25 protein-coding genes are annotated in these 25,670 nt (G+C 69.3%); 13 read left to right on the forward strand and 12 right to left on the reverse strand.

The genetic code is table 11. From position 1 onward, the window contains the following. Positions 1-241 precede the first annotated feature (241 nt). Positions 242-565, forward strand: a complete 324-nt coding sequence (locus ACZ7LU_RS19780; RefSeq protein WP_471917434.1) for a hypothetical protein — start codon at positions 242-244, stop codon at positions 563-565. Positions 566-585: 20 nt separating this feature from the next. Here ACZ7LU_RS19780 and ACZ7LU_RS19785 read toward each other — a convergent pair whose 3' ends face one another. The 3 genes from ACZ7LU_RS19785 to ACZ7LU_RS19795 form a co-directional block, all read right to left on the reverse strand. Beyond that, positions 586-1,938, reverse strand: a complete 1,353-nt coding sequence (locus ACZ7LU_RS19785) for an esterase-like activity of phytase family protein (protein ID WP_471917435.1) — start codon at positions 1,936-1,938, stop codon at positions 586-588. A 134-nt stretch (positions 1,939-2,072) separates the two neighbouring features. After that, positions 2,073-3,395, reverse strand: a complete 1,323-nt coding sequence (locus tag ACZ7LU_RS19790) for an SWIM zinc finger family protein (protein ID WP_471917436.1) — start codon at positions 3,393-3,395, stop codon at positions 2,073-2,075. Then, on the reverse strand, positions 3,392-6,271 hold the full coding sequence (locus ACZ7LU_RS19795) for a DEAD/DEAH box helicase (protein WP_471917437.1): 2,880 nt from the start codon (positions 6,269-6,271) through the stop codon (positions 3,392-3,394). Before ACZ7LU_RS19795 ends, ACZ7LU_RS19790 begins: the two co-directional genes overlap by 4 nt. Before the next feature lie 234 nt (positions 6,272-6,505). On the opposite strand from ACZ7LU_RS19795, the gene ACZ7LU_RS19800 reads away from it, so the two are divergent. Both ACZ7LU_RS19800 and ACZ7LU_RS19805 read left to right on the forward strand, forming a co-directional pair. Beyond that, positions 6,506-7,558, forward strand: a complete 1,053-nt coding sequence (locus ACZ7LU_RS19800; RefSeq protein ID WP_471917438.1) for a fatty acid desaturase family protein — start codon at positions 6,506-6,508, stop codon at positions 7,556-7,558. Between the two features lie 178 nt (positions 7,559-7,736). Continuing rightward, on the forward strand, positions 7,737-7,919 hold the full coding sequence (locus tag ACZ7LU_RS19805) for a hypothetical protein (protein WP_398306949.1): 183 nt from the start codon (positions 7,737-7,739) through the stop codon (positions 7,917-7,919). A 39-nt stretch (positions 7,920-7,958) separates the two neighbouring features. Here ACZ7LU_RS19805 and ACZ7LU_RS19810 read toward each other — a convergent pair whose 3' ends face one another. After that, positions 7,959-8,780: a hypothetical protein gene (locus ACZ7LU_RS19810; protein ID WP_468558613.1), complete on the reverse strand. Its 822-nt coding sequence runs from the start codon at positions 8,778-8,780 to the stop codon at positions 7,959-7,961. Positions 8,781-8,909: 129 nt separating this feature from the next. Continuing rightward, positions 8,910-9,215, reverse strand: a complete 306-nt coding sequence (locus ACZ7LU_RS19815; RefSeq protein WP_468558611.1) for a hypothetical protein — start codon at positions 9,213-9,215, stop codon at positions 8,910-8,912. Positions 9,216-9,315: 100 nt separating this feature from the next. Between ACZ7LU_RS19815 and ACZ7LU_RS19820 the strand changes: the two genes are divergently transcribed. Beyond that, positions 9,316-10,221: an oxygenase MpaB family protein gene (locus ACZ7LU_RS19820; RefSeq protein ID WP_468558609.1), complete on the forward strand. Its 906-nt coding sequence runs from the start codon at positions 9,316-9,318 to the stop codon at positions 10,219-10,221. Here ACZ7LU_RS19820 and ACZ7LU_RS19825 read toward each other — a convergent pair. Continuing rightward, on the reverse strand, positions 10,198-10,731 hold the full coding sequence (locus ACZ7LU_RS19825; protein ID WP_468558607.1) for a PadR family transcriptional regulator: 534 nt from the start codon (positions 10,729-10,731) through the stop codon (positions 10,198-10,200). The genes ACZ7LU_RS19820 and ACZ7LU_RS19825 overlap by 24 nt on opposite strands. 136 nt (positions 10,732-10,867) lie before the next feature. Between ACZ7LU_RS19825 and ACZ7LU_RS19830 the strand changes: the two genes are divergently transcribed. Next, positions 10,868-11,626 carry an alpha/beta fold hydrolase gene (locus ACZ7LU_RS19830; RefSeq protein WP_471146024.1) on the forward strand — a complete coding sequence of 253 codons (759 nt, stop codon included), beginning with the start codon at positions 10,868-10,870 and terminating at the stop codon, positions 11,624-11,626. A 28-nt stretch (positions 11,627-11,654) separates the two neighbouring features. Here the strand turns inward: ACZ7LU_RS19830 and ACZ7LU_RS19835 are convergent, their stop codons facing one another. Next, positions 11,655-12,254 carry a class I SAM-dependent methyltransferase gene (locus tag ACZ7LU_RS19835; RefSeq protein WP_468558603.1) on the reverse strand — a complete coding sequence of 200 codons (600 nt, stop codon included), beginning with the start codon at positions 12,252-12,254 and terminating at the stop codon, positions 11,655-11,657. A 152-nt stretch (positions 12,255-12,406) separates the two neighbouring features. On the opposite strand from ACZ7LU_RS19835, the gene ACZ7LU_RS19840 reads away from it, so the two are divergent. The 5 genes from ACZ7LU_RS19840 to ACZ7LU_RS19860 are packed head-to-tail and all read left to right on the forward strand — an operon-like array spanning position 12,407 to position 17,291. Continuing rightward, positions 12,407-13,180: an MHYT domain-containing protein gene (locus tag ACZ7LU_RS19840; RefSeq protein ID WP_471917439.1), complete on the forward strand. Its 774-nt coding sequence runs from the start codon at positions 12,407-12,409 to the stop codon at positions 13,178-13,180. A 55-nt stretch (positions 13,181-13,235) separates the two neighbouring features. Then, the gene (locus ACZ7LU_RS19845) at positions 13,236-15,842 is read left to right on the forward strand and encodes a sensor histidine kinase (protein ID WP_471917440.1); all 2,607 of its coding nucleotides are present in this window, start codon (positions 13,236-13,238) and stop codon (positions 15,840-15,842) included. After that, positions 15,839-16,273 carry a roadblock/LC7 domain-containing protein gene (locus tag ACZ7LU_RS19850; RefSeq protein WP_468089045.1) on the forward strand — a complete coding sequence of 145 codons (435 nt, stop codon included), beginning with the start codon at positions 15,839-15,841 and terminating at the stop codon, positions 16,271-16,273. The genes ACZ7LU_RS19845 and ACZ7LU_RS19850 overlap by 4 nt, the downstream gene beginning before the upstream one ends. 18 nt (positions 16,274-16,291) lie before the next feature. Beyond that, entirely contained in the window at positions 16,292-16,705 is a 414-nt protein-coding gene (locus ACZ7LU_RS19855; RefSeq protein WP_468558595.1) for a DUF742 domain-containing protein, read from the forward strand. Then, positions 16,686-17,291 carry a GTP-binding protein gene (locus ACZ7LU_RS19860; protein WP_468089041.1) on the forward strand — a complete coding sequence of 202 codons (606 nt, stop codon included), beginning with the start codon at positions 16,686-16,688 and terminating at the stop codon, positions 17,289-17,291. Before ACZ7LU_RS19855 ends, ACZ7LU_RS19860 begins: the two co-directional genes overlap by 20 nt. A 70-nt stretch (positions 17,292-17,361) precedes the next feature. Here ACZ7LU_RS19860 and ACZ7LU_RS19865 read toward each other — a convergent pair whose 3' ends face one another. Next, a complete protein-coding gene (locus ACZ7LU_RS19865; RefSeq protein WP_468558593.1) occupies positions 17,362-17,790 on the reverse strand; it encodes a PPOX class F420-dependent oxidoreductase in 429 nt (142 codons plus the stop codon). Between the two features lie 92 nt (positions 17,791-17,882). On the opposite strand from ACZ7LU_RS19865, the gene ACZ7LU_RS19870 reads away from it, so the two are divergent. Both ACZ7LU_RS19870 and ACZ7LU_RS19875 read left to right on the forward strand, forming a co-directional pair. Next, positions 17,883-18,296: a roadblock/LC7 domain-containing protein gene (locus ACZ7LU_RS19870; RefSeq protein WP_468558591.1), complete on the forward strand. Its 414-nt coding sequence runs from the start codon at positions 17,883-17,885 to the stop codon at positions 18,294-18,296. A 112-nt stretch (positions 18,297-18,408) separates the two neighbouring features. Then, on the forward strand, positions 18,409-19,344 hold the full coding sequence (locus tag ACZ7LU_RS19875; protein ID WP_471917441.1) for a DUF6397 family protein: 936 nt from the start codon (positions 18,409-18,411) through the stop codon (positions 19,342-19,344). Between the two features lie 48 nt (positions 19,345-19,392). Here ACZ7LU_RS19875 and ACZ7LU_RS19880 read toward each other — a convergent pair whose 3' ends face one another. The 4 genes from ACZ7LU_RS19880 to ACZ7LU_RS19895 form a co-directional block, all read right to left on the reverse strand. Beyond that, complete coding sequence (locus tag ACZ7LU_RS19880) at positions 19,393-19,905, reverse strand: tetratricopeptide repeat protein (protein WP_471114531.1); 513 nt, start codon at positions 19,903-19,905, stop codon at positions 19,393-19,395. Between the two features lie 107 nt (positions 19,906-20,012). Then, positions 20,013-21,203: a winged helix DNA-binding domain-containing protein gene (locus ACZ7LU_RS19885; protein ID WP_471917442.1), complete on the reverse strand. Its 1,191-nt coding sequence runs from the start codon at positions 21,201-21,203 to the stop codon at positions 20,013-20,015. A 28-nt stretch (positions 21,204-21,231) separates the two neighbouring features. After that, a complete protein-coding gene (locus ACZ7LU_RS19890) occupies positions 21,232-22,134 on the reverse strand; it encodes an acyl-CoA thioesterase (RefSeq protein ID WP_471917443.1) in 903 nt (300 codons plus the stop codon). Between the two features lie 46 nt (positions 22,135-22,180). Beyond that, a complete protein-coding gene (locus ACZ7LU_RS19895; RefSeq protein WP_468314421.1) occupies positions 22,181-24,754 on the reverse strand; it encodes a DEAD/DEAH box helicase in 2,574 nt (857 codons plus the stop codon). 61 nt (positions 24,755-24,815) lie between these two features. On the opposite strand from ACZ7LU_RS19895, the gene ACZ7LU_RS19900 reads away from it, so the two are divergent. After that, entirely contained in the window at positions 24,816-25,610 is a 795-nt protein-coding gene (locus tag ACZ7LU_RS19900) for a metal-dependent hydrolase (protein WP_468089028.1), read from the forward strand. Positions 25,611-25,670 lie beyond the last annotated feature (60 nt).

Raw genomic sequence — 25,670 nt, forward strand, 5'->3', positions numbered from 1 at the left:
CGCTCCGTCAGCTGGTGCACGGGGGTCGCCTTGTCACCGGTTCGAGGCGACTCTTGATGGTATGGCCGTGCCGCCCGTACCTCCGCAGCCCCCTCCGCCCCCGCCCAGTGGTCCACCACCGGGCGGGGGCGGGTTCGGACCACCACCGGGCGGTGGGTACGGGCCGCCTCCCGGCAGCGGGGGCTGGCCGTCGGCCCCGCCCCCTGGCGGGCCCTCAGGGCGGCGTAACGGGCTGTTCGTCTTGCTGGCGATCATCGTGGCGGTGGGAGCCGTCATCGCTGTCGTCCTCGTGACCACGGGCGACGACAGCGACGGCAAGAAGGAGCCCGCCGAGACCAGCAAGGACACCACACCGGAACCCACGCCATCGCTCAGCATTCCGTCGCAGATTCCGACCGAGCTGCCCACCGGTCTGCCCAGCGAGGTCCCGTCACTGCCCACCGACATGCCGTCGCTTCCCACGGACTTCCCTTCGCTGCCCACCGACTTCCCGAGCGACCTGGACCCCCTCCAGCCCTCCCCGCCCGCGGATGGCCAAGTCCCGTACACCAAGCCACAGCCCTGACCGAACGTCGCTCCGAAGAGTCAGTACTTTTCCGGTAGCCGGACGTACGTCACCGTGGTCTCCACACCGCTGTCGACCAGTCGCCCGTGCTTGTCGAAGGCCTCGGGCCCGTCGCTCATCCCGAAGTCGTTGTCGTTGATCAGTGCCAGGGTGCGGCTGTCCACCCTCGCGACGCCCTCGATCTTGCCGGGCACGCCGTCGACGGTCCTGAGGTCGACCACCAGACGCTTGCGGAGGACGGGCACTCCGGAGGCAACGGGATCGTCGAGCTGTTCCAAGGAGGGGCTGGTCGTGGCCTTGTCCCACTTGTCGCCGAGGATGTCCGACCTGCGGTCCAGCGTGACCACCTGCAGCCTCGCCGCCTTGTCGGTCCGCTCTTGGACGAGGAGCCGGTCGCGCCCGATGGCGACTACGGAGGAGATCTTCAGCTCGGAGGTGTCGTCCTCACCGGGGTCCACGATGCCCACGGCGTCGAACCGGTAGGCGTACTCGGCGGTGACCTTCTGCTTCTTCGGAGAGAAGCGCAGCAGCCGCGTCGTGCGCGAGTCGTCACCCGCGTCCTCGTCCGGGAGGGCCAGCGGGCTCTGCACGGCCATCACGAGGTCACCGCCGGGGAGTCGGGTAAGGCCTTCGAAGCCGCGGTTCGTCTTCCGGTGGAGCAGCACACCCGGCAGCGCCTCGGCCACCGGGTAGTCGGCGCCGCGCAGCTTCAGCCCCTGGGGGACGTAGCGCTTGATGGCCTTCCCGCGCGCGGAGACATGGATCAGCGAAGGAGCGTACTCGTCGACCAACCAGAAAGTGCCGTCCGGGGCCCGCACGATGCCTTCCGTGTCCAGACCGTTCGGGTCGTACGAGGCGGGGACCTTCGCGTCATACGTGTACGGGGCCTCGTCACGCCCTTCTTGGTTGGGCAGGCCTGTGACGGGCTTTCCGGAGGAAGTCGTGAGCGGCCTTGCGGAGACGACCTTGACCTTGTCCTCCCGCACCCGGATCTTCACGATCGCCGGGTCGAAGCCGGGGACCGGGAAGGTGCGGCGCTTCTTTCCGTCCACCTTGATCTGGCCGTTGGGCCCCCGGTCGGTCACCGTCCAGAACTCGCCCTTGCGACCCGCCGGATAGAGATCGCTGCCGATGCCGCCGAGATCGACACCGCGATCGTTCTTCACCGTTCCGGGAAGCAGCGCGTTGCTGAAGGCGCCGAGAGAGATGTCCCCGAGCGTGGCGGCTTGGGTGATCCTCGGCTCACCGTGCCCGCCGCCCGTCTGCCGGCCCGTCGCGGTGCCGGCCGCTGTGAGAGCGGCGATCACGGCGAGCGGTATACCGGCGGCTATGGAGCGGCGGACACGCCCCTTACGGGCTGCGTGCGGGGACATCGGGGCCTCCTGGGGCACGGATTCGGTGACAGCGGCCAGACTTCGCCGCCGCCACGAACCCGAGGGGGCCACCGGGTGAACAGCGGGAGACGCGCCGACGGCGCCTCCCGCGAGGGGCGGAATCCGTGCCGGCGCTACTCCCCGCCGCCGACCATGGCCAGCGCTGTCGCCGGGTCATGGGCCGCCGGTCCCACGGGGGTCCACCGGCCTCCCTCCTTCCGGTACGGCCACCAGCGACCGTCACGCCCATGGCGCAGCTGCGCGTTCGTGCCGACCACGGTCCAGCGGTTGTGGGCCGCGCGGAGCCGAGGCCGTTCGTCCTCGTCCCAGGCCGCGTCCAGTGCGGCACGCGCGCGTGCCAGTGCCTCGTCCTGAGGCGTCCATTCCTCTTCGAGTACGCGGAGCGCGGCGCGACCGCCGTACCTCCAGGCCCGCACGGCGAGTGCCAGGCCGTCCCGGCTGCGTTCGGATGCCGCCGCTAGCCGCGCTTCGATCGCGGCACAGGGCTGAGCGGCTGCCAGACGCACGGCATCTTCCAAAACAGTCAACTCGGCCTCGACAGCAGAGCTTTCGTGGCCTGGGGCGAGCGCGTCGGCCAGCAGGCGGTACGCCTCGTTGGCCGCCTGCGAGGCCAGAAACCCGACTGCCGGCACATCGAGTCCCGGCGCGGGCTCCGCCTCCGTGTCGAGCGTCGGCGGCAGGCCCGGCTCTGCGGGCAGCGGAGGCAGGGCAGGCAGCGGCGGGAGGATGGCACCGTCCTCGTACGCCTCCGCGGCACTGACGCCCTCTGGGGCGGCATCCTGAGTCCCCTCCCGAGACTCCTGGGGATCAGCCCCGGCGACACTGCGCACCTGTAGCTCGTCGAGGAGTATCCGCTCCCCGCGCCCCCGCATCAGCAGCAGCACGAAAGGGTCCTCGTCGAGCAGGCGCGCCATCTGGTAGCAGAGTGCGGCCGTGTGCCCGCAGTGATCCCACGCGTCGCAGTCGCACTCGGGCTCCAGATCGCCGATTCCCGGCAGCAGCTCGACACCCGCCGCCGCGGCGTCCTCCACCAGGTGCGGTGGCATCTCGCGGTCCAGGAGCGCTGCGATGTGCCCGGCCCGCTCGATGGTCATGGCCAGGAAGCGGTCCCACTCCTCCGAGCTCAGTTCCTGCAGGAGGACGTCGGAACGATGCGGTGTGCCGTCGGGGTCCATGACAACTGCCGTAATCCGGCCGGGCCGCACCGACACCGCGCCCACCGCGCCGGCCCGAGCGAGCCTGCGCCCCGTCTTGAGCTGCTGGGAGTCGAGCGCCGTGTCCTCGAGAGCCTTCAGCCAGGCCTGTCCCCACCAGCTCTGCGCGAAGCCGCGTCCATGGGCGGGCGGCAGCGCCGCGAACGTACGCTCGTCCGTCTGCGTACCCCCAGGAGTGTCGTCGTCCACGGCCCCGTACATCTCGTCATGGATGTCACTCATCGCGCGCCCCCTCGCAGCTCCACCAGGTCTGACAGTTCGGCGTCGGTCAGCTCGGTGAGAGCCGCCTCGCCCGACCCGAGGACGGCATCGGCCAACTCCCGCTTGCGCAGCAGCATGTCGGCGATGCGGTCCTCGATCGTTCCCTCTGCGATCAGCCGGTGCACCTGCACCGGCTGCGTCTGCCCGATGCGGTACGCGCGGTCAGTGGCCTGCGCCTCGACTGCCGGGTTCCACCAGCGGTCGTAGTGCACCACGTGTTCGGCACGCGTCAGGTTCAAGCCCGTTCCCGCCGCCTTAAGAGACAGCAGGAACACCGGGACCTCGCCGTCCTGGAAGCGTTGCACCATGGCCTCTCGCGCCGCTACCGGCGTACCGCCGTGCAGGAACTGAGAGGGGACCCCGCGGGCCGACAGATGCTGCTCGATGAGTCGCGCCATCTGCACGTACTGCGTGAAGATGAGCACGCTCGCGTCCTCGGCGAGGATCGTGTCGAGCAACTCGTCCAGCAGCTCCAGCTTTCCGGAGCGGCCGGGGATCCTCGGCTTGTCCTCCTTGAGGTACTGGGCGGGGTGGTTGCAGATCTGCTTGAGCCCGGTGAGGAGCTTGACGACCAGCCCTCTGCGCGCCATTCCGTCGGCACCGGAGATCTCCGCAAGCGTCTCCCGCACCACTGCTTCGTAGAGACCCGCTTGTTCCGCACTGAGCGAGACGGCACGATCGGTCTCCGTCTTCGGCGGCAGCTCGGGCGCGATCCCCGGATCCGACTTGCGCCGACGCAACAGGAAGGGACGCACGAGCTGCCCGAGCCGCTCGGCGGCGCCGGGATCCGCACCGCCCTCCACGGCCTGTGCGTACCGCGTCCGGAAGGTGCCGAGCCTGCCGAGGAGGCCGGGAGTGGTCCAGTCGAGAATGGCCCACAGCTCGGAGAGGTTGTTCTCCACGGGAGTGCCGGTGAGTGCTACACGCGCGCGTGCCCCGATGGTGCGCAGCTGCTTGGCGGTGGCCGAGTACGGGTTCTTGACGTGCTGCGCCTCGTCGGCGACGACCATGCCCCAAGAGGTCTGCCGGAGGCTCTCTGTGTCGAGTCGCATCGTGCCGTAGGTGGTGAGGACGAACTCGCCGTCCGTCAGGCCCTCCAGGCTGCGCTGGGCGCCATGGAAGCGGCGTACCCGCGTGCCGGGCGCGAACTTCTCGACCTCGCGCTGCCAGTTGCCCATCAGCGACGTCGGGCAGACCACCAGCGTGGGGCCCGCAGTCTCCTCCTGGGTCTGGCGGTGCAGATGCAACGAGATCAACGTGATCGTCTTGCCGAGGCCCATGTCGTCGGCGAGACAGCCGCCGAGCCCCAGCGAAGTCATCCGTGCCAGCCAGTTCAGGCCGCGCAGCTGGTAATCCCGCAACTCGGCGGCAAGCGCCTCGGGTTGCCCGACGGGCTCCATGCCCTCGGGGTCCGCGAGTCGCTCGCGCAGGGTGGCGAGCCATCCCGTCGGCTGTACGTCGACACGTCGACCCTCGACTTCGGCCGTGCCGGTCAGTGCGGCACTGAGGGCATCGATCGGGGTGACCTTGTGATCCTGGCGGTCGCGGGCGCGGCGGGCCTCTTCGGGATCGACCAGCACCCATTGGTCGCGCAGGCGCACTACCGGACGGTTGGCCTCCGCGAGGTGGTCCAGTTCCGCCCGTGTCAGCTGCTGATCACCCAGCGCGAAGCGCCAGTTGAAGGCGAGCAGGGCGTCGGCGGAGAGGAAGGACGGCGTATCCGAGGCGAGTTTGTGCGGGCCCTTCCGGCCGTCGTCCTGCCCGTCATCATCCGGGCCGATGACCACGCGCGCGGTGAGGCTGCGCGCCAGTTCCTTCGGCCAGTGCACGTCAACGCCCGCGACAGCCAGGGCCCGGGCGCCTTCGCCCAGAAGCGCGGTGACGTCCTCGTCGGCCAGCTCGATCGCGTCCGGCACCGTGGCCGAGAGCAGCGGGGCAAGAGGAGGCCACGCGCGCGTGGCGCGACGCAACGCGAGAAGGGCGTCCATGCGTGCACGCGGTCCGAAGGCTTGTCCCGAAGCCCCGGACCCGGCCCAAACTTCAGCGGCGTCCGCGACGAGCGAGGGGTCGCTGACACTGTGCAATTGCAGCACGGCGCGGAACGGCAGCCGCGTGCCGTCCTCCGCTACGGAGGCGAGGCCCGGGATCTCCACGCGCAGTGAGATCCGCACGCCGGCGTCGTGACCGGCCGCCACATCGAGGGCCCAGGCGCGCTGCTCGGGCACGTGCTGGGGCTCTGATGCGGCGAAGACGGTTCCACCCGACGCCAGAGCCGCAGCGGGGGAGCGCGGAAGCGTGTCGGCCACGGCGTCGAGGAACTGACGCAGCAACTTCTCGGGCTCGGGCAGTCGCAGCGGCAGGCTGTCGTCCAGCGGGCGCGCGTGGGCGGCCGGTGGCATCGCCGCGGAGAGCTCACGCAGCCGCTGCAGGTCCTCGGCGCTCAGCGGTCCGGTGCGCCATGCGTCGTGGTCAGTGGCGGTCAGCCCCGGCAGCAGAAGTCCACGAGCCGCCAGTTGCAGGGCCAGCACTCCGGCCGTCCCCCAGAATGCGGCCGTCGGGTGTGTTCCCGTCGCGGCACGCGCGCGTGTGAGGACCGGCAGCGCGGCGCGGACAGGGAGGAGTACCGCGGCCACGGTGGCAAGATCGATTCCGTCGTCCCCCGGTACCGCGAGGGCCAGTTCTTCGTAGGCACCGGCAGCTGTGTCCGGTGGCTCGGTGCCGTCGCTGTGCCAGAAGGCGACGCGACCGTCGCGTGGCGGGTCGGAGGGCACGAAAAGGGCGGAACAGCGTGACAGTTCGGAGAGTTCGGCAGGGGACACGACGGGGAACCTGTGCACAGCGATAACGCATTCCTCAAATTTGACTACTGCGGCCGGAGCGCCCGAGAGTACAGCAAGGTGTGAGTTTCACGGGCGCACCTGCATGGTGATCCCAGTCACATGGTGTAGCCAGCCCCACTGTCGTCCGGGGCTGGCCCCCGGTTCAAGACGGGTGGTGCCGTCATGGTTGCCGAAGGTCACTGATCCGTACGTTTTTTGAGGTCAGCCCCTCATCAGCAGACGGAGACCACCATGCCCCAGGCCGCCGCAGTCGCGGAACGCTCCCCAGCCAACACCGGCAGACAGTCCGCCGGTAGTGATTTCGCGCCCCTCCTGCGTACGGTCAAGGAACAGGGGCTCTTGGACCGCCGTACAGGTTGGTACGCGCGGACCATCGCAATCAACGCCCTCTCGCTGGCGGCGGTGGGGGCCGGGATGTTCTTGCTCGGCACCTCGTGGTGGGTGTTGCTGCTTGCCCCCGTGCTCTCCGTCCTGTGCGCTCGGACGGCGTTCATCGGTCATGATGCGGGCCATTCGCAGATAACCGGAAACCGGTCCGTCAGCCGCGCCATCGGCCTGGTGCACGGCAACCTCCTGCTGGGGATGAGCTCGGCCTGGTGGAACGACAAGCACAACAGACACCACGCCAACCCCAACCATGTCGACAAGGACCCCGACGTCGCCGCGAACGTCCTCGTGTGGACCAGCAGGCAGGCCAAGGTCCGTCTGGGCTTCCGGCGTTGGCTCACCCGCAATCAGGCCTGGCTCTTCTTCCCGCTGACGCTCCTCCAGGGAGTCGCCATGAAGATCTATGGCTTCCAGGACCTGCGGCGGCAGGACCGGCGCGAGCGAGTGGTGGAAGGCCTTCTGCTGGTGGCCCATCTCGTCGGCTACGTGACGCTGTTGCTCGCGGCCATGCCCCTCGGCCACGCGCTCGCTTTCGCGGCGCTTCACCAGGCGTTGTTCGGCCTGCACCTCGGGCTCGCCTTCGCACCCAACCACAAGGGCATGGAAATGCCCGACCCGGACGGCGAGCGATGGGGTCATCTGCGGCGTCAGGTGCTCACCTCGCGCAACGTGCGCGGCGGCCTTGTGACGGACTGGTTCCTCGGCGGACTCAACTACCAGATCGAGCACCACCTGTTCCCGAGCATGCCGCGCCCTCATCTCAGAGCCGCCCAACCTGTCGTACGCGCCCACTGTGCCGCCATGGGGATGTCCTACGCGGAGGCCGGATTCGTCGACTCCTACCGCCAGGTGCTGCGCCACATGTACGAAGTCGGTGAGCCCCTCCGGGTCGAGTAGGCCGGGAGATCGAGTAGGGGCACGGGACATCGAGTAGCCCTGGAGGCGGCGAGCACGTCAGGGACCAGTAGGGGACAAGGCTCAGGGATGTCTCAGGGTCACGGCCAGGAACCGTGGGACCCCCCGATCCCGTTTTCCAAGGCAGAGAGCGGCACAAGCCGCGAAGGAGGCGACGCACATGTCGAAGAAGGCGAAGATCGCCGCAGGAGGTGCGGCAGCCGGAATCATTCTGCTGTTCTGGTTGCCATGGTGGGCCGCGCTCCTGATCGTGCTGGGAGTCCCCGCAGCGGCCTATCTGACGCTCGACTCCGGTCAGCGGCGCAGGCTGCGCCGTGTCACACGCAAGGAGATCGGTCACTAGGCGTCTGCATGGTGCAGCAGTGAGTTCTGTCGCTCCTGCTCAGGAAGGGCGCACCGCCATCTTGTCGAGGGCCTCCAGCAGTGCGGGAAGCTCTGGTCCACGGCCCACCGGCATCACCTCTCCCGGCTCCTCGTCCAGCAGCACGAACGCGATGTCGTCGGTCCTGGCGACCATGGACCAGCCAGGACCGTCGGCCCGCAGGGTGCGCGCGTCTCCCGAGGCGAAGGACGACCGCACCCGCCCCAACGGGGGCGGAGTGTCCACATACGCACGAGCTTCCGCCAGGACGCGACGGACGCTGGTCAGAGGAGCGTCCGCGTCCTCCGGAGACTCCACCGCAGTCCCGTCCGTGGTGAATTCCTCGTCGTCGATCTGTGCCCGCCAGTCCGCCCACTGCAGTGCTATCTCGTCGGCACCCAGCCGTCGTTGTGCCGGGCCCCAGGTGTCGGACGGGGGCGGCGCGAGTGGTGGGCGGCCGGCGTCCTCGGGACCAGGCTCCGGATCGTGCGGGGCGGGGACGCCGGGAGCGGCCACGGCGACCGCCAGAGGCCATCCGGGCAGCGCGGCGACCACCGTGTGCTCTTCGGGGGACAGCTCGTACTCCATACCGCAGTCCCAGGAGGCGATCGCCACGGCCACCAGCGACACATCGTCGACGACGACCGTCCAGCGCGCGCCTTCACCGTCCTGGCCGAGCACCAGCCCGTATCCGGCGGCGAGCGGCGCGAGGCCGAGCGCCGCGCACGCCTCCGGATAGTCGTCGCCCAGTACGCTGGGGAACTTCGCGGGTGTCAAGAGCACCGCCGTCAGCACGTACAGCGCGTCGTCGGCGGCGTCGACAGCGTCGTCCGTCCCGGCCATGCCAGCCTCCCCGATCGCTTCATCCGTCGGCGCACCCTAACCACTCGCCCCAGAGATCGTCGAGGGGTCGATGAGCAGGAAAATCGCCGACGGATCGCCTCATGCGACCGGGTCGGTGCGCTCGCGGGCTCAGGCAGCGGGCAGCCCCAGGAGGGACCGGGCCACGTCCCGCGGTGACTCGTCCCGCTCGCGTGCGAGGGCGATGACAGCGCGACACGCGAGCTCGTTGACACCGAATGACAGTGCCTCCGGAGAGACCCACCCGGTGGCCTCGTCCATCTCGGCCTGATCGTCCTCGGCGCACGCCGCCACATAGACGGCGGCTGCCTCGAAGATGTTGTGCGGGCGCTTGTTCTGGCCCCGGTCGTGAGCGGCCTCGCCCTCGTCCCGCGCGGGCTTGTTGGATCGCCAGAACTTGCGGAGTCCCTCAAACATGTGGTCCACCTTCCCCCAGGTGCGGCTACCACCATTGAACCCTCATCCGTCTTTGGCCAACGTAGAGTTGTTGTTCCGGTGCGAGAAGGAGGATCACGCGGTGAAGCGTTTCGAGCGGCTCGAGCAGATCCGGCGACTCGACCCGGAGCGGGACTTCCTCGAGATCTACCGGCTCACCACGACGTTCGAATTCCCTTGGGACCATACGCGCGCACTGGAACTGGCGCTCTATCGCACCTACGCAGTCCCCAGTATCGGCCGTCTGCTGGCACAGACGGCGGAACTGACAGACCGTACGCAGAAGAGATACGACGACACGGCTCTTCTTCTCGACACCGTCGTGGAGCACGGTTTCGCCGGTGACAAGGGCCGTACCGCCATCCGGCGCATCAACCAGATGCACCGCAGCTACGACATCAGCAACGACGACATGCGCTACGTGCTGTGCACCTTCGTGGTGGTGCCGAAGCGGTGGATCGACGCCTATGGCTGGCGCAGGCTCTCGCGTCACGAGATGGTCGCGGCTGCCGCGTACTACCGCACTCTCGGCCGGCACATGGGCATCAAGGAGATCCCGGGCTCCTTCGAAGAGTTCGAAGACTGCCTCAATGCCTACGAAGAGGCCCACTTCGGCTGGGACGCAGGGGCGCGTGGGGTCTCCGACGCGACCCTGGACCTGATGGCTTCCTGGTATCCACGACCCCTGGCGCCTCTGTTGCGCAACGCGACCCTCGCACTGCTCGACGAGCCCTTGCTGCGAGCGTTCCGGTATGAACAACCGGGTGCGGTCACCCGCTCCGTGGTCCGGGGCGCGGTGCGGCTTCGCGGACGCGCAGTGCGCCTCATGCCGCCGCGCAGGGCACCGCATTACGCGCGGCAGAACCGGGAGATCAAGGGATACCCCGACGGCTACGAGGTCGCCGAGCTGGGTTCGTTCCCCGTGCCGGGTGTGCGCGGGTGCCCGGTGCCGCACAAGGACAGATCAGCGACCACTCCCGTCGAGTGAGGTCAAGGTCGCGCGGAGCCAGGCGAGTTCGGCCTGGCTGGTGGCGCGGGCGATCGTGAGGATGCCGCGTCGGAAGGGGTCGTCGAGCTCCTCCGCACACAGGGGGCGCTCACCGTCGTAGAAGAAGCTGGCGGGTTCCTCAAGGAAGGCCAGCCGTCGCCGGAGCACCGCCGCTTGCGCCGTTTCGTCGTCCAGGTGGCGAAGGAACGCGAGCAGCGTGAACCAGCGGTTCTCGTCGGTGATGTCTCCCCGAGCCGGCTCCGCGAGCCGCGTGCGCAGCTCCTGCCTGCCGGTCGGCGTGAGACTCAGGACGTGGCGAGGTGCCGCCCCGGTGCCGGGCTGCGTCTCCCTGGCGAGCAGCCCTGCCTTCTCCAGTCGTTTGATGGCGGGATACAGCGTGCTCTCCGCGACAGGGCGCACATGCCCGGTCAGCGCCGAGATGCGCTTGCGCAGCTCGTAGCCGTGCAGGGCGGCGTCGTAGAGGAATCCGAGGATGGCCAGTTCGAGCATGGCCCGCATTCTGCCGCACTTATTCCATGGCAGCTGTACATCTGATGCGAGATACCTCGGCACCGATGTATCGTCTCCGGAGTCCGCTGATCACGAGAGGGAGCGGACGGCAGGGCGAGGGATACGGGGTGCGGCGATGAAGGAAGCGCGGTTCGATGCTCGGGGCAGCCGTGTGCGATGGACCGAGGTGGGCGGGGCCGAGCCGACACGGGTGTACGTGCACGGACTCGGTGCGGCTTCGACGGTCTACCACGCACACATAGCCGCCAGGCCCGAACTGGCCGGCCGCCGCTCGTTGTTCGTGGATCTCCCCGGGCACGGCCTCAGCGACCGTCCCGCTGACTTCGGGTACAGCCTGGAGGACCACGCCGACGCGCTGGCCGCGGCTTTGGACGAGGCCCATGTGGTCGGCGCGGAGATCGTCGCGCACAGCATGGGCGGATCCGTCGCCATCGTCCTCGCCTGCCGACGCCCCGACCTGGTGACGAGGCTGGTCCTCACGGAGGCCAACCTCGACCCGAACCCTCCCACCACCGCAGGCAGCAGCGGCATCGCCGCGTACTCGGAGGAGGCCTTCGTCAGCGGCGGTGGCTACGCGCGCGTGCTCGGGAACATCGGCACCACATGGGCAGCCACGATGCGTCTCGCGGACCCCCTGGCACTGCACCGGAGCGCCACCGGCCTGGTCACGGGCACCCGGCCCACGATGCGCCGGATGCTCATGGGACTGACCATCGACCGCGTCTACTTGCAGGGCGCCACGAGTGGTGAACTCCCAGGGCACGACGAACTGACAGCCTCCGGAGTGCGCGTGGTGACGGTGCCCGAAGCAGGCCACAACATCATGTTCGACAACGCGGACGCGTTCGCGGCGGCGATCGCCGGACGCCTCTGACCGCTTGCCGAGACCGGACGGCCCACGCTCAGTCCTGGCGTACCGCCAGGGCGAGGAAGCGCGTGTCCTCGTCGACGTACGAGGTCATGAGCCATCCGGAACGGGCGAGCAGCGGGCGGAGGTTGGCCTCTGCCCGCAGGTCGTCCGGAGTGATCTGTCGTCCCTGCCGTGCAGCGAGCGCCGTCCTGCCGATGGGGTGGAAGAGCGCCAGCAGTCCACTAGGGCGCACCACCCGCCACAACTCCTTCAGGTTCTCTGCGGGATCCGGGAGATGTGCGATCAGCCCGGCGCCGAACACGGCATCGAGCGACCGTGCACGCAGCGGCAGCCGCGCCACGTCGGCGAGCAGAAGCCGTCCGTCATGGTCCCTGCCCGCGCGTGTCGCGGCCTCCAGCATGGCGGGAGTCAGATCGGCGCCGAGCACCACACCCGAAGGCCCTACAGCGTCCCTGAGCGCGGGCAGCGCCCGCCCCGTCCCGCACCCGGCGTCGAGCACGGCGGAGCCCGGAGCGAGCGACAGCTCGGCGACGGCGGCTCGATAGGCGGGCCCGTCATCGGGGAAGCGGGTGTCCCAGTCGGCGGCACGGGCGGTGAAGAATTCCTGGACCTGCGTGTGGTCGTCGCTCATGCGACCCATGATCCCGCAAAAGGTCGCACGCGCGTTGGGTGCACTCGTTCGAGCGTGACGCGATCGTTCAGCATCGTCTCTCTGTCATCTTCCGCCAGCTTTCGAACTGCGCCCCCGTTGTGCGCCCCTGGTCGCACTAGCGTCCCGGGGCCATGGGACACCTGGACCACGCCACCTTCGGCTGGCTGACCCCCGTGCTGTCGTACGCGATGGCCTGCATCGGTGCCGCCCTCGGGCTGCGCTGCACCGTCCGCGCGCTGGGCGCCTCGGGCCGCTCGCGCCGGAACTGGCTCATCACCGCCGCCTCCGCTCTCGGCACCGGCATCTGGACGATGCATTTCGTCGCCATGCTCGGCTTCGGAGTCACCGGCACCGAGATCCACTACAACGTGCCGCTGACCTTCCTGAGCCTTCTCGTAGCGATGGCCGTCGTGGGGGCCGGTGTCTTCGTCGTGGGCTACGGCCGTGACCGTGGGCGCGCGCTGGCGCTGGGCGGGCTCACCACAGGGCTCGGTGTCGCGAGCATGCACTACCTGGGTATGGCGGCGCTGCGCCTGCACGGCGACGTGGAGTACGACCTCGTGCTGGTCGGGCTCTCCGTGGTCATCGCAGTCGTCGCCGCGACCGCCGCCCTGTGGGCCGGCCTCAACATCAAGTCCCCGCTCGCCGTTGCGGTGGCGTCGCTGGTCATGGGAGGGGCGGTGACCAGCATGCATTACACCGGGATGCTGGCTGTCAGAGTCCGGGTGGTGCCCTCCGAAGCCGCGCTGCCCGGCGCCACGACCATGCAGTTCATCTTTCCCCTCGCCGTCGGCCTCGGCTCCTACCTCTTCCTGACATCGGCATTCGTCGCGCTGTCCCCGACCACCGGCGAGCGTGCGGCGTCGATGTCGGCTCAGCGACCGGTGGACGGCGTCGCCCCCTAGAGGCGCCTCCCGCGCCGAACGGGCGACACACACCGACCACCCGAGCGAGGAGGCCATGGACACCCCGCGAAGCACCCCCGAACCGGCCGCGACCACGACGCCGCCGCCTCCGGAACAGCACCCGGCGCGCGGACGTCGCGCCCACGCGGGCCGGCCCGCCGTCGAACCACCCGGCGGAGACGACGAGTTCGTCGATGCATCGACATACCGGGCACCCACGGGCGCGGCATGGTGGCGAGTAAGGCCGCGCACCGTGCGCGCCAAGATCGTGTGCCTCCTGATGGTGCCCGTCGTCTCACTGCTCGCCCTGTGGGGATACGCGACCGTCACCACCGCGCAAGATGTGGCCCGCTTACGACAGGCCCAACGTGCGGATGCCGACGTACGGTCCCCGGTCGAGGCCGCCGTGGCCGCGCTCCAGGCCGAGCGCGTGGCCGCCGTTCGCTACGCGGTCGAGCCCGGCGCCGACCGCGGCGCCGCACTCGAAAGGCAGGCGACACGGACCGACCGCGCCGTGGCCGAGCTGCGCCTCGGCGACCACCGGACCGTCGCCGACGGCGCGGGACTCCCTGATGGCGTGGCCGACCGGCTCGAAACGTTCGTCACCAGTGCCGAGGAGCTGCGCTCCCTGCGCGCCGAGGTGCTGGACCGACGCACGGGCTGGGACGCGACGTACGGCCAGTACACGAAGACGATCTCCCAGGCGTTCGCGGTGGGTGGTGCCCTCTCCGGGATGCAGGATGCCGAACACGGCTCCCACGCGCGCGTGCTGCTCGAGTTCACGAGGGCGGGCGAAATGCTGGCCCGCGAGAACACCATGCTGGCCGCGGCCCGGCTGGACGGCGCCCTGGACGGCGCACGGCTGCGGCTGTTCACCGGGGCCGTCGACACCCGCCGCACCCTGACCGAAACAGCGGCAGCGGACCTGCGCGGTCCCGAGCGGGCCGCCTGGCGCGGACTTGAACAGAGCAAGGCGTACGGAGACGTACGCGCCGTCGAGGACAAGGTCCTCGTGGCCGAACCAGGCCGCAAGGCACTCGCCGCGGCGCCGGCAGGAGCCTGGGACAACGCCTATGCGGTCGTGCGGGACGAGCTCCAGGCCATCAAGGAGGGAGCGGATCGTAGCGCCGCTGACCGCACGGACCCGCTCGCCCACGGGGTGCTCACCCCGGCAGGAGCCGCCGTACTCCTCGGGCTGGTCGCCGTCTGCGCCTCACTCGTCATCTCCGTACGCATCGGGCGAGGTCTCGTCGTCGAACTCGTGAGCCTCCGTAACGGCGCTCTGGAGATCGCGCGCCGCAAACTCCCGCTGGCCATGCGACGGCTGCGGGCCGGCGAGGAGATCGACATCCGTGCCGAGGCGCCCCCTGGGCCACCGGCGGAGGACGAGACCGGGCAGGTGTCCGAAGCGCTCGGCACCGTCCATCGAGCGGCCCTGCGCGCGGCGATCGAACGCGCGGAGCTGGCCAGCGGCATCTCCGGGGTGTTCGTCAATCTGGCCCGTAGGACCCAGGTCCTCGTCCATCGCCAGCTCAGCCTCCTCGACAGCATGGAGCGCAGGTCCGACGATCCCAACGAGCTCAGCGACCTCTTCCGGCTCGACCACCTGACGACCAGGATGAGGCGCCACGCAGAGAGCCTCATCATCCTCTCCGGAGCCGCACCCGGCCGGGCCTGGCGCAAACCCGTCTCCCTGACCAACGTGGTGCGCGCGGCAGTCTCCGAAGTCGAGGACTACGCGCGCGTGGAGGTACGACAACTCCCCGCCGCGTCGGTCCTCGGAACGGCGGTGGCCGACCTCACCCATCTCCTTGCCGAACTGGTCGAGAACGCCGCTCAGTTCTCGCCGCCCCACACCAAGGTGCGGGTCAGCGGCGAACCAGTCGGCAACGGCTATGCCCTGGAGATCGAGGACCGAGGGCTCGGCATGGGCAAGGAGACGCTCGCGGAGGCCAACCGTCGTATCGAGCAGTCGGAAGCACTCGATCTGTTCGACAGCGACCAACTCGGTCTCTTCGTGGTCAGCAGGCTCGCTGCCCACCACGCCATCAAAGTGCATCTGCGCACGTCCCCCTACGGGGGGACCACCGCCGTCGTACTGCTGCCCACCGCACTTCTGGACAGCGGCACGGTGGGAAGCACGGAGCAGCACACCGCTGAGCCCGCCCCGGTGGCGCGCAGAGCCGCGTTGGACAAGGAGCACGCAGGCGTGCAGCGAGCACCACGACACCACATGAACAACAACTCCGTTCCGGCGTCGGCCCCACGTCCTGCGCTGGCCGCAGCGGCCGAGGCGCCGCACCCGCCCGGCGTCTCCACGCTCCGGCTGCACCAAGGACGAGACGCTCGCGACACCCCGGAATCGCGTCCCGACAGCGTCGACGCTCTTGATGCTGCTGACGCCGGTCCACAGGACTGCTCGGAGGAACTGCCGCGTCGCGTACGCCAAGCGAGCCTCGCCCCTCAACTCAGGGAGCGCCCCACTGACGGTGGCGCCACGACAGAGGGCGCCGGAGCTCAGGACGAGCGCAGTGCGGAGCAGGTACGCGACCGTATGACCGCCTACCGCGACGGCTGGGCACGCGGGGGCGGCCGACTCCCGGGCATCGGCACGCCGGGAGCCGTACCGGGCAGTGACAGCAGCGAAGGAGATCGCGCATGATCCAGGACCAGAGCATCCCCACCGGTCGGACCGGCGAGCTCGGCTGGCTGTTGGACGACTTGGTGCTGCGCGTGGGTGAGGTGCGGCACGCGGTGGTGCTGTCCACCGACGGGCTCCCGGTCGGCGCGTCGACCGCTCTCACCCGCGAGGACGCCGAACACCTCGCTGCGGTGGCCTCGGGGTTCCACAGCCTCGCCAAGGGGGCGGGTCGGCACTTCGGAGCCGGTGGAGTACGCCAGACGATGGTGGAGATGGACGATGCCTTCCTGTTCGTGGCCGCTGCCGGGGACGGATCCTGCCTCGCCGTTCTCACTACTGTGACGGCCGATATCGGCCTCGTGGCGTACGAGATGGCGCGCATGGTCAAACGGGTGGGCGAGCACCTCTACACCCCGGCGCGCTTCGCCGAGCAGCCACCGACCCTCGGATGACGAGGGCGGCCGGTACCCATGACCGAGGACATGAGCGCCACCCCGGGCCAGCCGGGCAGCCAGTGGTACGACAACGAAGCCGGCCCTCTTGTACGGCCCTATGCGATGACGGGCGGACGGACCAGGCCGGGACCGCGGGGCGTCCGCTTCGACCTGATCGCCCTCGTGACGCTCGACGACACCACTCCGGAGCATGACGACACCTCCGGGCTCGGGCCCGAACACCGGGCGCTCATCGAACTGTGTCGCTCCGAGACGCAGTCCGTCGCCGAGCTCGCCGCCGGCGCGGACCTGCCCGTGGGTGTGGTCCGCGTGCTCCTGGGCGACCTGTTGGAGGCCGGCCGCGTGAAGATCAGTCGGCCTGTCCCGCCCGCACAGCTTCCCGACGAAAAGATCCTCCGAGAGGTGATCGATGGGCTCCGAGCACTCTGACGCCACGGGCGCCGAGACCTCTGCCATGGCGTTGAAGATTCTGGTCGCGGGCGGCTTCGGGGTGGGCAAGACCACCTTGGTGGGCGCTGTCAGCGAGATCCGTCCGCTGCGCACCGAAGAGCTGTTGAGTGAGGCGGGTCAGTCGGTGGACGACACCGAGGGGGTCGACCGGAAGACCACGACGACCGTGGCCATGGACTTCGGGCGCATCACCATCCGATCGGGCCTTTCGCTGTACTTGTTCGGCACCCCGGGCCAGGACCGCTTCTGGTTCCTGTGGGACGAGTTGTCACAAGGTGCCCTCGGCGCCGTGGTCCTCGCGGACACCCGGCGGCTCGAGGACTGCTTCCCCGCCGTGGACTACTTCGAGCACCGACGCATCCCGTTCGTCGTGGCAGTCAACTGCTTCACGGACGCGCGTACGTACGGGGCGCTCGAAGTGTCACGGGCCCTGGACCTCGACCGCGGGACCCCTGTGGTGCTGTGCGACGCCCGGGATCGCGATTCGGGGAAGGAGGTGCTGATACGGCTGGTCGAGTATGCCGGGCGGGTTCATAGCGCCCGGCTGCTCGACTCCGTGGGCTGAGATGCCGCGTCCACTGCCAGCCCGTTTTGGATCCGGCCTGTGCCGTCGGTCGCAGATTCCACGTGTGCCGTCAGTCGGCGACCCCGGAGTGCGCGAGCACCTTGTCGATCCGCACGCGGACCAGGAGTTCCCCGGGGACGCCATTGCGCTTGCCGAACTCCTCGGCGCGGTCCTCGCCCATGTAGCGCGCGCCGATGCGGGCTGCCCAGTGCTGGAGTTGATCGATGTCTTCGCTGAGTTCCGCGCGCCCCTGCAGCACGACGAATGCGAACGGCGGCTGATCGTCGTCGACGCACAGGGCCACACGCCCGTCCCGCGCGAGGTTCCGCCCCTTCACGGTTTCCTTACCCGTGTTGAACACCAGGTCGTCGCCGTCGAGCAGGAACCAGATCGGCGCGATGTGCGGGCTGCCGTCCGCCCTGACGGTCGAGAGCTTGCCGGTTCGGGTGCCGTGCGAGACGAAGGCCCGCCACTGGTCGTCGGTCATCTTCTGTGCCATGTCCCCATCATGCTTGCCGGGGGGCCGGGCGTGGTGAAGGCTGGCAGGTCAGATCCTCCAGCCAGGGGGAGCGGACACGGGGAGACGGGAACATGGGGCAGAGCATGGGGCTCGGCTGGCTGCTGGACGACCTGACCCAGCGGATGGAACACGTACGGCACGCGCTGGTGCTGTCCGACGACGGCCTGGTGACCGGCGCGAGCACGGACCTCAAGCGGGAGGACGCGGAACATCTCGCCGCGGTCTCATCCGGACTGCACAGCCTCGCCAAGGGATCAGGACGCCACTTCCACGCCGGCAACGTGCGCCAGACGATGATCGAGTTCGACGACGCGGTCCTCTTCGTCACGGCCGCGGGCGACGGCAGCTGCCTGTGCGTTCTGAGTTCCGCGGAGGCCGACATCGGACAGGTCGCCTACGAGATGACACTGCTCGTGAACCGCGTCGGGGAGCACCTGGCCGTGGACGCACGGAAACCCGAACGCGCGCCAGTCGTGGACCTCTGACCTGCACTGACGCTGCCACGCCAAGAGTTATCCACAGGCCCAGCGAGGATCGTGGTGATCGGGCTACGGTTTTTCCCGAGAGCAAGCAAGCACATCTCACGGGGGATCCACCATGACCGGTGACACCATCACGCAATCCACCAGCACGACGGCCACTCGACCGACGGTCACGCCGAGCTGGGCAGCGAAAGACCTGGGGCTGAAGCGGGGCGAATTCGACCTGGCCGTGATGCTGGGGCGCATCCGTACCGTCGCGGACGTACCGGGCGGCCGGCGCCGCGTCACCCACGAGGAGATCGAGCGCGTGCGCGGGTGCGAGGGCTTCCCCGAGGCGCTGCGAGAGAGCGTCAGAGCCGTGGGCACCACCGAGGGCGCGGAGCTCATGCAGATCACCACGGCCCGCTTCACCCGTCTGGCACGCGCGGGCGTTCTGACGCCCGTAAAGTTTTACCTGAATCGTTACAGGGCGGTTGTCTGGCTCTATCTCGCCGAAGAGCTGCGGCATTTCGCCGAGTCCGAGATCAATGCCGTGCTTCTCAAGGGGCGCATGCCGGAGACGATTCGAGGGCGCCTCGAAGACGGGCAGGATCTGCGGGCACGCAACTGGCGAGGGCGGTACGCGGAATCCCTGCTGCGCCATGCCGAAGACGCATGGGAACGCGCCGCCGCGATGGCCTCGCTGCTCGATCCGGTGCAGATCGCGGAGATCGTCAGGGACCCCTATGAACGCGCGTATCTCAGTCGGCTCAAGCCCGTGCCCCGCACCCAGGGCGGACCGGAGTCGCCCGCGGTGCGAATCGTGGAGACCATCACGACCGCGGACGACCCCGATGAGATCCGGTGGCTGCGCTCCAGCCTGCTGATCGGCCTCGTCCAGGCCCGCGCAGAGCGCCCGGCGCCTCGACCGACGCCACGGCCCGCTCCCGAGCCCTCTCCTGAAACAGACCCCTCTGCACCGGAGTTGGAGCCGCCGACGGACGTCTCGGCCGAGCCTTCGGTGCAGGAGACGCGAGGCTTGATGAAGTGGTTGCGCCGCAGGAGGACGTAGACCGCCGAAGCCGCGACCTCGGATTCGGGGCCGGGATGCTCGTCGGCGTCACTGCATCGTCGCGTCCAAGTCCTTGGCGTACTCCTCGATGGCAGGGCGATAGCCCGCGATGTCAGGGTCCTTGCTCGTGGCGACGAGGAGCGTCAGAAGCATCTGCATCGCGTCGTGGGTCCGGCCGGTGTTGTACAGGGCCATGGCGAGGAACGTCTTGAGACCGCCGTCATCCGGGAACTCGGCCGCCCCTTGGCCGAGTGTGGCCACGGCTTCCTCGTAGCGCCCCAGAATCCGGTAGGTACTGCCCAGCCCCAGAAGAGCTCCGCGGCGATCGTCGTTCGACAGACCCGTTCCCTTGAGAGCGCGCTCGTAGTACGGCACCGCTTCCGCCTCGAGACCGAGCGTGTCGTGGACCCAAGCCGTCTGGTACGCGACCTCCACATCGTGCGGGAATTCTGCCGCAAGGGCGACGAGTCGCTCCCTGGCCTCCTCGGGCCGGCCCCCCTCGCGGAGCCGTACGGCCTCCGCCAGCAGCCGATCCCTGTCCTCACTCGGATTTCCGCTCAACGCCCCGTCCCCTTCGTGCTCGCGTCCGAACCCGGAATCTATCCCGAACGGAGGCAGAGATGCCTTTCGTACCCCGCCCCGTGCCCGCCTTGCCCGCCCTGCGGCCGTCAAGCGGCCAGTTCCTCCTCCAGCCACGTACGCCCCCGGGTACGAGCAGTGAGGCGCACACCGCCCAGGCGCGTCGCGAGGCGCTCCGCTTCGGCTCGCACCGCGCTCTGCGCGTCTGCACCGACATCCTCGAGGAACCGGCACACGATCTCGCCACTGCTGTCCTGGGCCCATCCACCGACGATGCGGCCGTCCCACCACACAGACGGGCCGATGTTGCCGTTCCTGTCGAAGAGACGCGGGCCGTACTCGCCCAGGAACCAACCGCGGTGCTGCCAGCCCATCGGAGTGGAGTCGAGCGCCGGCAGCAGAGCCGCCCACGGCTCCGGCCTGGAGGTCTCCTCCAGGTCATCGGGGAGCAACAACCCGTGCAGTCCGTCCAAGTCGACCTCGACGGGGCGCAGTTCGGTCAAGGCCCGCTTGGTCTGGGTCTTGGTCCACCCGGCCCACCACCGCAGATCATCCGCGGTGGCCGGACCGAACGTCCGGAGCCAGCGCCGGGCGAGCTCCGTCTCGGCCTCGCGGGTGTCCCAGTCGGCGAGGCCACCGGGAAACCAGTCCGTCAACGACGCCCAGCGGTACTGATGGGAAGTCCATGTGCCACGCGGTCTGCCACGCACCACATGTCCCTTGGCGGCCAGCAGCAGAAGGAGTCGGCTGGCCAGCTTCTGCCGCCCCTCGTAGCTCTTGCCACGCGCCATGACCAGCTCGGTGGCCAGCCGTGGGTCGTCGCTCGCGAGCTCGGCGGCGGTCGCCTCGCCCCGCTCCTTGAGCGCGCGCAGCGCCACCTCTTCCGTCTGCGCCAGCCACGCCTCCACCCCGGCCGCGTCGTCAACGACGCCGGACTCGGCCAGCATCCCCAGAAGAAGGCGGCGCTCCCGCGCGGCGACCGCCCGCGAGCAGGCGGCCTGCAGTACGGGTGCCACGTCGAGGGACGTCACGAAAACCGTGCGCCGCATGCCCATCAGGCGGATCAGCGAGCGGTCCTCATACAGCGCGCGCTCCACGTCCGCCACCTGACCGTCCCGCATGCGGGCCCAGGCGCCGACGTACACCGACGACGGGTCGGTGCCGTGCAGGGCCAGCAGAGACCGTGCCACCTCGACCGGATCGTCCGTCCTGGTGTCCACCGTCAGCCGATGGCGCAGCGCCAGCCTCGCCCGCCGCTCCACCGCGTCAACCCGTCGCACCGTGCCTCCCCTCCAGGCCCTTCACCGATTACGCGCCGGCTGCCGGACCGTCCATGTGGCGCTCCCCGTACGGGCGGAACAGCCCTTCCTGCACCACCGATACCAGGAGGTGGCCCTCCCGGTCGTAGATACGGCCCCGGGCGAGACCGCGGCCCCCCGTCGCGATGGGGGACTCCTGGTCGTAGAGGAACCACTCGTCGGCACGGAAGGGCCGGTGGAACCACATGGCGTGGTCCAGCGACGCCATGTCGAAGCCGCGGGGGCCCCACAGGGGCTCCACGGGGATGCGGACGGCGTCGAGGAGCGTCATGTCGCTCGCGTAGGTGAGCGCGCAGGTGTGTACGAGCGGGTCGTCGCCCAGCGGGCCGACAGCGCGCATCCACACCGCGCTGCGCGGCTCGGCGCCCTTGGTCTCCTCGGCGGTCCAGCGCAGCCGGTCGACATAGCGGATGTCGAAGGGCTGGCGCCGGGCCATGCGTTCCAACTGCTCGGGGAGTGCGCCGAGGTGCTCCCTGATCTCTTCGGCGACCGTCGGCAACGACTCCGGTTCGGGGGCGTCCAGGCGCGGCGGCAGCTGGTGTTCGAAGGCGCCCTGTTCAGGCTGATGGAAGGAGGCGGTGAGGTTGAAGATGGTGCGGCCCTGCTGGACGGCAGTGACGCGGCGCGTGGTGAAGGAGCGCCCGTCCCTGACCCGTTCGACCTGGTACACGATGGGCACGCCCGGGCGCCCAGGGCGCAGGAAGTACGCGTGCAGCGAGTGCACCGGGCGGTCGCCCTCGGTGGTCCGGCCCGCCGCCACCAGGGCCTGTCCGGCGACCTGCCCGCCAAAGACCCGCTGCAAGGACTCGTTCGGGCTGCGGCCCCGGAAGATGTTGACCTCGATCTGCTCGAGGTCCAGCAGGTCGACCAGCCGGTCGGCGGGATTGTTCATGACAGTTCCTCGACTCCTGTCCGGGGCACACGGATCCTCGGGGCTCTCAGAGCTGGCCGACGTCTGTGACCCTGACGACGGCGCGGCCCTCCTCGTCGGAAGCCGCGAGATCGACCTCCGCGCTGATGCCCCAGTCATGGTCGCCGTTCGGGTCGGCGAACGTCTGCCGGACGCGCCACAGACCGTGCTCAGGATCCTCCTCGATGAGCAACAGCTTGGGCCCGCGGGCATCCGGGCCGGTGCCGAGATCTTCGTACTCGTCCCAGTACTTGTCCATGGCCTCACCCCACGCGTCCGCGTCCCACCCGGACTCGGCGTCCAGCTCGCCCAGCTCCTCGACGTGGTCGAGGGCGGCCAGCTCGACCCTGCGGAACAGCGCGTTGCGGACCAAGACGCGGAAGGCGCGGGCGTTGGCCGTGACCGGCTTGACCTCGTCGGCCTTCTCCTGTGCCTCCTCCGCCGTCATGACCTCGGGGTTGGCCAGCTGCTCCCACTCGTCGAGGAGGCTGGAGTCGACCTGGCGCACCATCTCGCCGAGCCAGGCGATCAGGTCCTCCAGGTCCTCAGACTTCAAGTCGTCCGGGATGGTGTGTTCCAGAGCCTTGTACGCGCTCGCGAGGTAGCGCAGGACGATGCCCTCGGTGCGAGCGAGTTCGTAGAAGGACGTGAATTCCGTGAAGGACAGCGCCCGCTCGTACATGTCGCGGACAACGGACTTCGGGGACAGCGGATGATCGCCGACCCACGGGTGACTCGTGCGGTACGTGTTGTACGCGTGGAAGAGCAGCTCCTCCAGAGGCTTCGGGTACGTGATGTCCTGGAGCCGCTCCATCCGCTCCTCGTACTCGACGCCGTCCGCCTTCATCAGCGCCACGGCCTCGCCCCGCGCCTTGTTCTGCTGAGCCGCGAGGATCTGCCGCGGATCGTCGAGAGTGGACTCGACGACGGACACCATGTCCAGGGCGTACGAAGGGGACTCGGGGTCGAGGACTTCGAAGGCGGCGAGGGCGAAGGTGGACAGGGGCTGGTTGAGCGCGAAGTCCTGCTGCAGGTCGACGGTCAGACGCACGATGCGGCCCGTCGCGTCCGGCTCGTCGAGCTTCTCCACGACGCCGCCGGCGAGGAGGGAGCGGTAGATCGCGATGGTCCGGCGAATGTGCCGCAGCTGCTGCTTGCGCGGCTCGTGGTTGTCCTCGAGGAGGTGCCGCATCGCCTCGAAGGCGTTGCCGGGCCGGGCGATCACGGAGAGCAGCATGGTGTGCGTGACCCGGAACCGGGAGGTCAGCGGCTCGGGCTCCGAGGCGATGAGCTTCTCGAAGGTGCTCTCGGACCAGGCGACGAAGCCCTCGGGTGCCTTCTTGCGGACCACCTTGCGGCGCTTCTTCGCGTCGTCGCCGGCCTTGGCGAGCGCCTTCTCGTTCTCGATGACGTGCTCGGGCGCCTGGGCGACCACGAGCCCCGCCGTGTCGAAGCCCGCACGGCCGGCGCGCCCGGCGATCTGATGGAACTCCCGCGCGCGCAGCGTGCGGACACGCGTGCCGTCGTACTTCGTGAGGGCGGTGAACAGCACGGTGCGGATCGGCACATTGACGCCGACCCCGAGGGTGTCGGTGCCGCAGATGACCTTGAGGAGGCCTGCCTGCGCGAGCTTCTCCACCAGACGGCGGTACTTGGGCAGCATACCGGCGTGGTGCACGCCGATCCCATGGCGCACGTAACGCGAGAGGTTGCGGCCGAACTTGGTGGTGAAGCGGAAGTTGCCGATCAGGTCGGCGATCTTGTCCTTCTCCTCACGCGTGCACATGTTGATGCTCATCAGCGACTGTGCGCGCTCGACCGCCTGGGCCTGGGTGAAGTGGACGATGTAGACCGGCGCCTGCTTGGTCTCCAGGAGCTCGGTGAGCGTCTCGGTGATCGGCGTCAGACGGTACTCGTACGACAGCGGCACCGGTCGTGTCGCGGACCGGACGACCGAGGTGGGCCGGCCCGTGCGGCGCGTCAGGTCCTTCTCGAACATGGAGACGTCGCCGAGCGTCGCCGACATGAGGATGAACTGCGCCTGCGGAAGTTCGAGCAGCGGGATCTGCCAGGCCCAGCCGCGGTCCGGCTCGGCGTAGAAGTGGAACTCGTCCATCACGACCTGGCCGATATCGGCGTGCTTGCCGTCACGCAGCGCGATCGAGGCGAGGACCTCGGCCGTGCAGCAGATGACGGGAGCGTCGGCGTTGACCGACGCGTCGCCGGTCAGCATGCCGACGTTCTCGGTGCCGAAGAGCTTGCACAGGTCGAAGAACTTCTCCGACACCAGAGCCTTGATCGGCGCCGTGTAGAAGGTGACCTTGTCCTGGGCCAGAGCCGTGAAGTGGGCGCCCGCGGCGACCAGGCTCTTGCCGGAGCCGGTCGGCGTGGACAAGATCACGTTCGCCCCGGAGACCACCTCGATCAGTGCCTCCTCCTGGGCCGGGTAGAGGGTGATGCCCTGGTCCTCGGCCCACGACGAGAAGGCTTCGAAGAGGGCATCTGGGTCGGCGTCCGGCGGCAGCTGATCGATAAGGGTCACACCCCCATCTTGCCTTCCTTCCTGCCCGATCACGGAACCGGAGGTATCCACGAAGATCACGAACGCTACGCTGTGTCGCCAACGGGGCGTCAGAACAATGGAAATGGGGCGGGCAACACCAATGATGGGACCGGCACACTCACTGTCGGGGGCGGCGGCCTGGCTCGGGGTCGGTGCCGCGGCAGCGGCCGCGGGGCACACGATGCCCTGGCCGGTCCTCCTCGTAGGAGCGCTGATCTGCGCCGGAGCGGCGCTCGCGCCCGACCTCGACCACAAGTCGGCGACCATCTCGCGAGCCTTCGGACCGCTCTCACGGGGGCTGTGCGAGATCGTCGACAAACTCTCGTACGCCGTCTACAAGGCGACCCGCAAGCAGGGAGACCCGCGGCGCTCGGGCGGGCACCGCACGCTCACGCACACCTGGCTGTGGGCGGTGCTGATAGGAGCGGGCGCGTCGGCCCTGGCGATCTTCGGCGGTCGCTGGGCGGTGCTCGGCATCCTCTTCGTCCATATGGTGCTCGCCATCGAAGGCCTGCTCTGGCGGGCCGCCCGCGGGTCGAGCAGCGATGTCCTGGTGTGGCTGCTCGCCGCGACGAGCGCCTGGATCCTCGCCGGCGTCCTGGACAAGCCGGGCAACGGCTCCGACTGGATGTTCACCGCACCCGGCCAGGAGTACCTGTGGCTGGGGCTGCCGATCGTGCTCGGCGCGCTGGTGCACGACATCGGGGACGCGCTGACCGTCTCCGGGTGCCCGATCCTGTGGCCCATCCCGATCGGCCGCAAGCGCTGGTATCCGATCGGGCCGCCGAAGGCGATGCGGTTCCGGGCCGGGAGCTGGATCGAGCTCAAGGTGCTGATGCCGGTGTTCATGCTGCTCGGGGGAGTGGGCGGCGCAGCGGCGCTCAACTTCATCTGAGGAATACCTCTCATCCGAAGCGTGGCCGAGCCGATACCGAGGCCGATGCCCACGTCGCTC

The sequence above is a fragment of the Streptomyces sp. NPDC039462 genome (genome assembly GCF_055639375.1).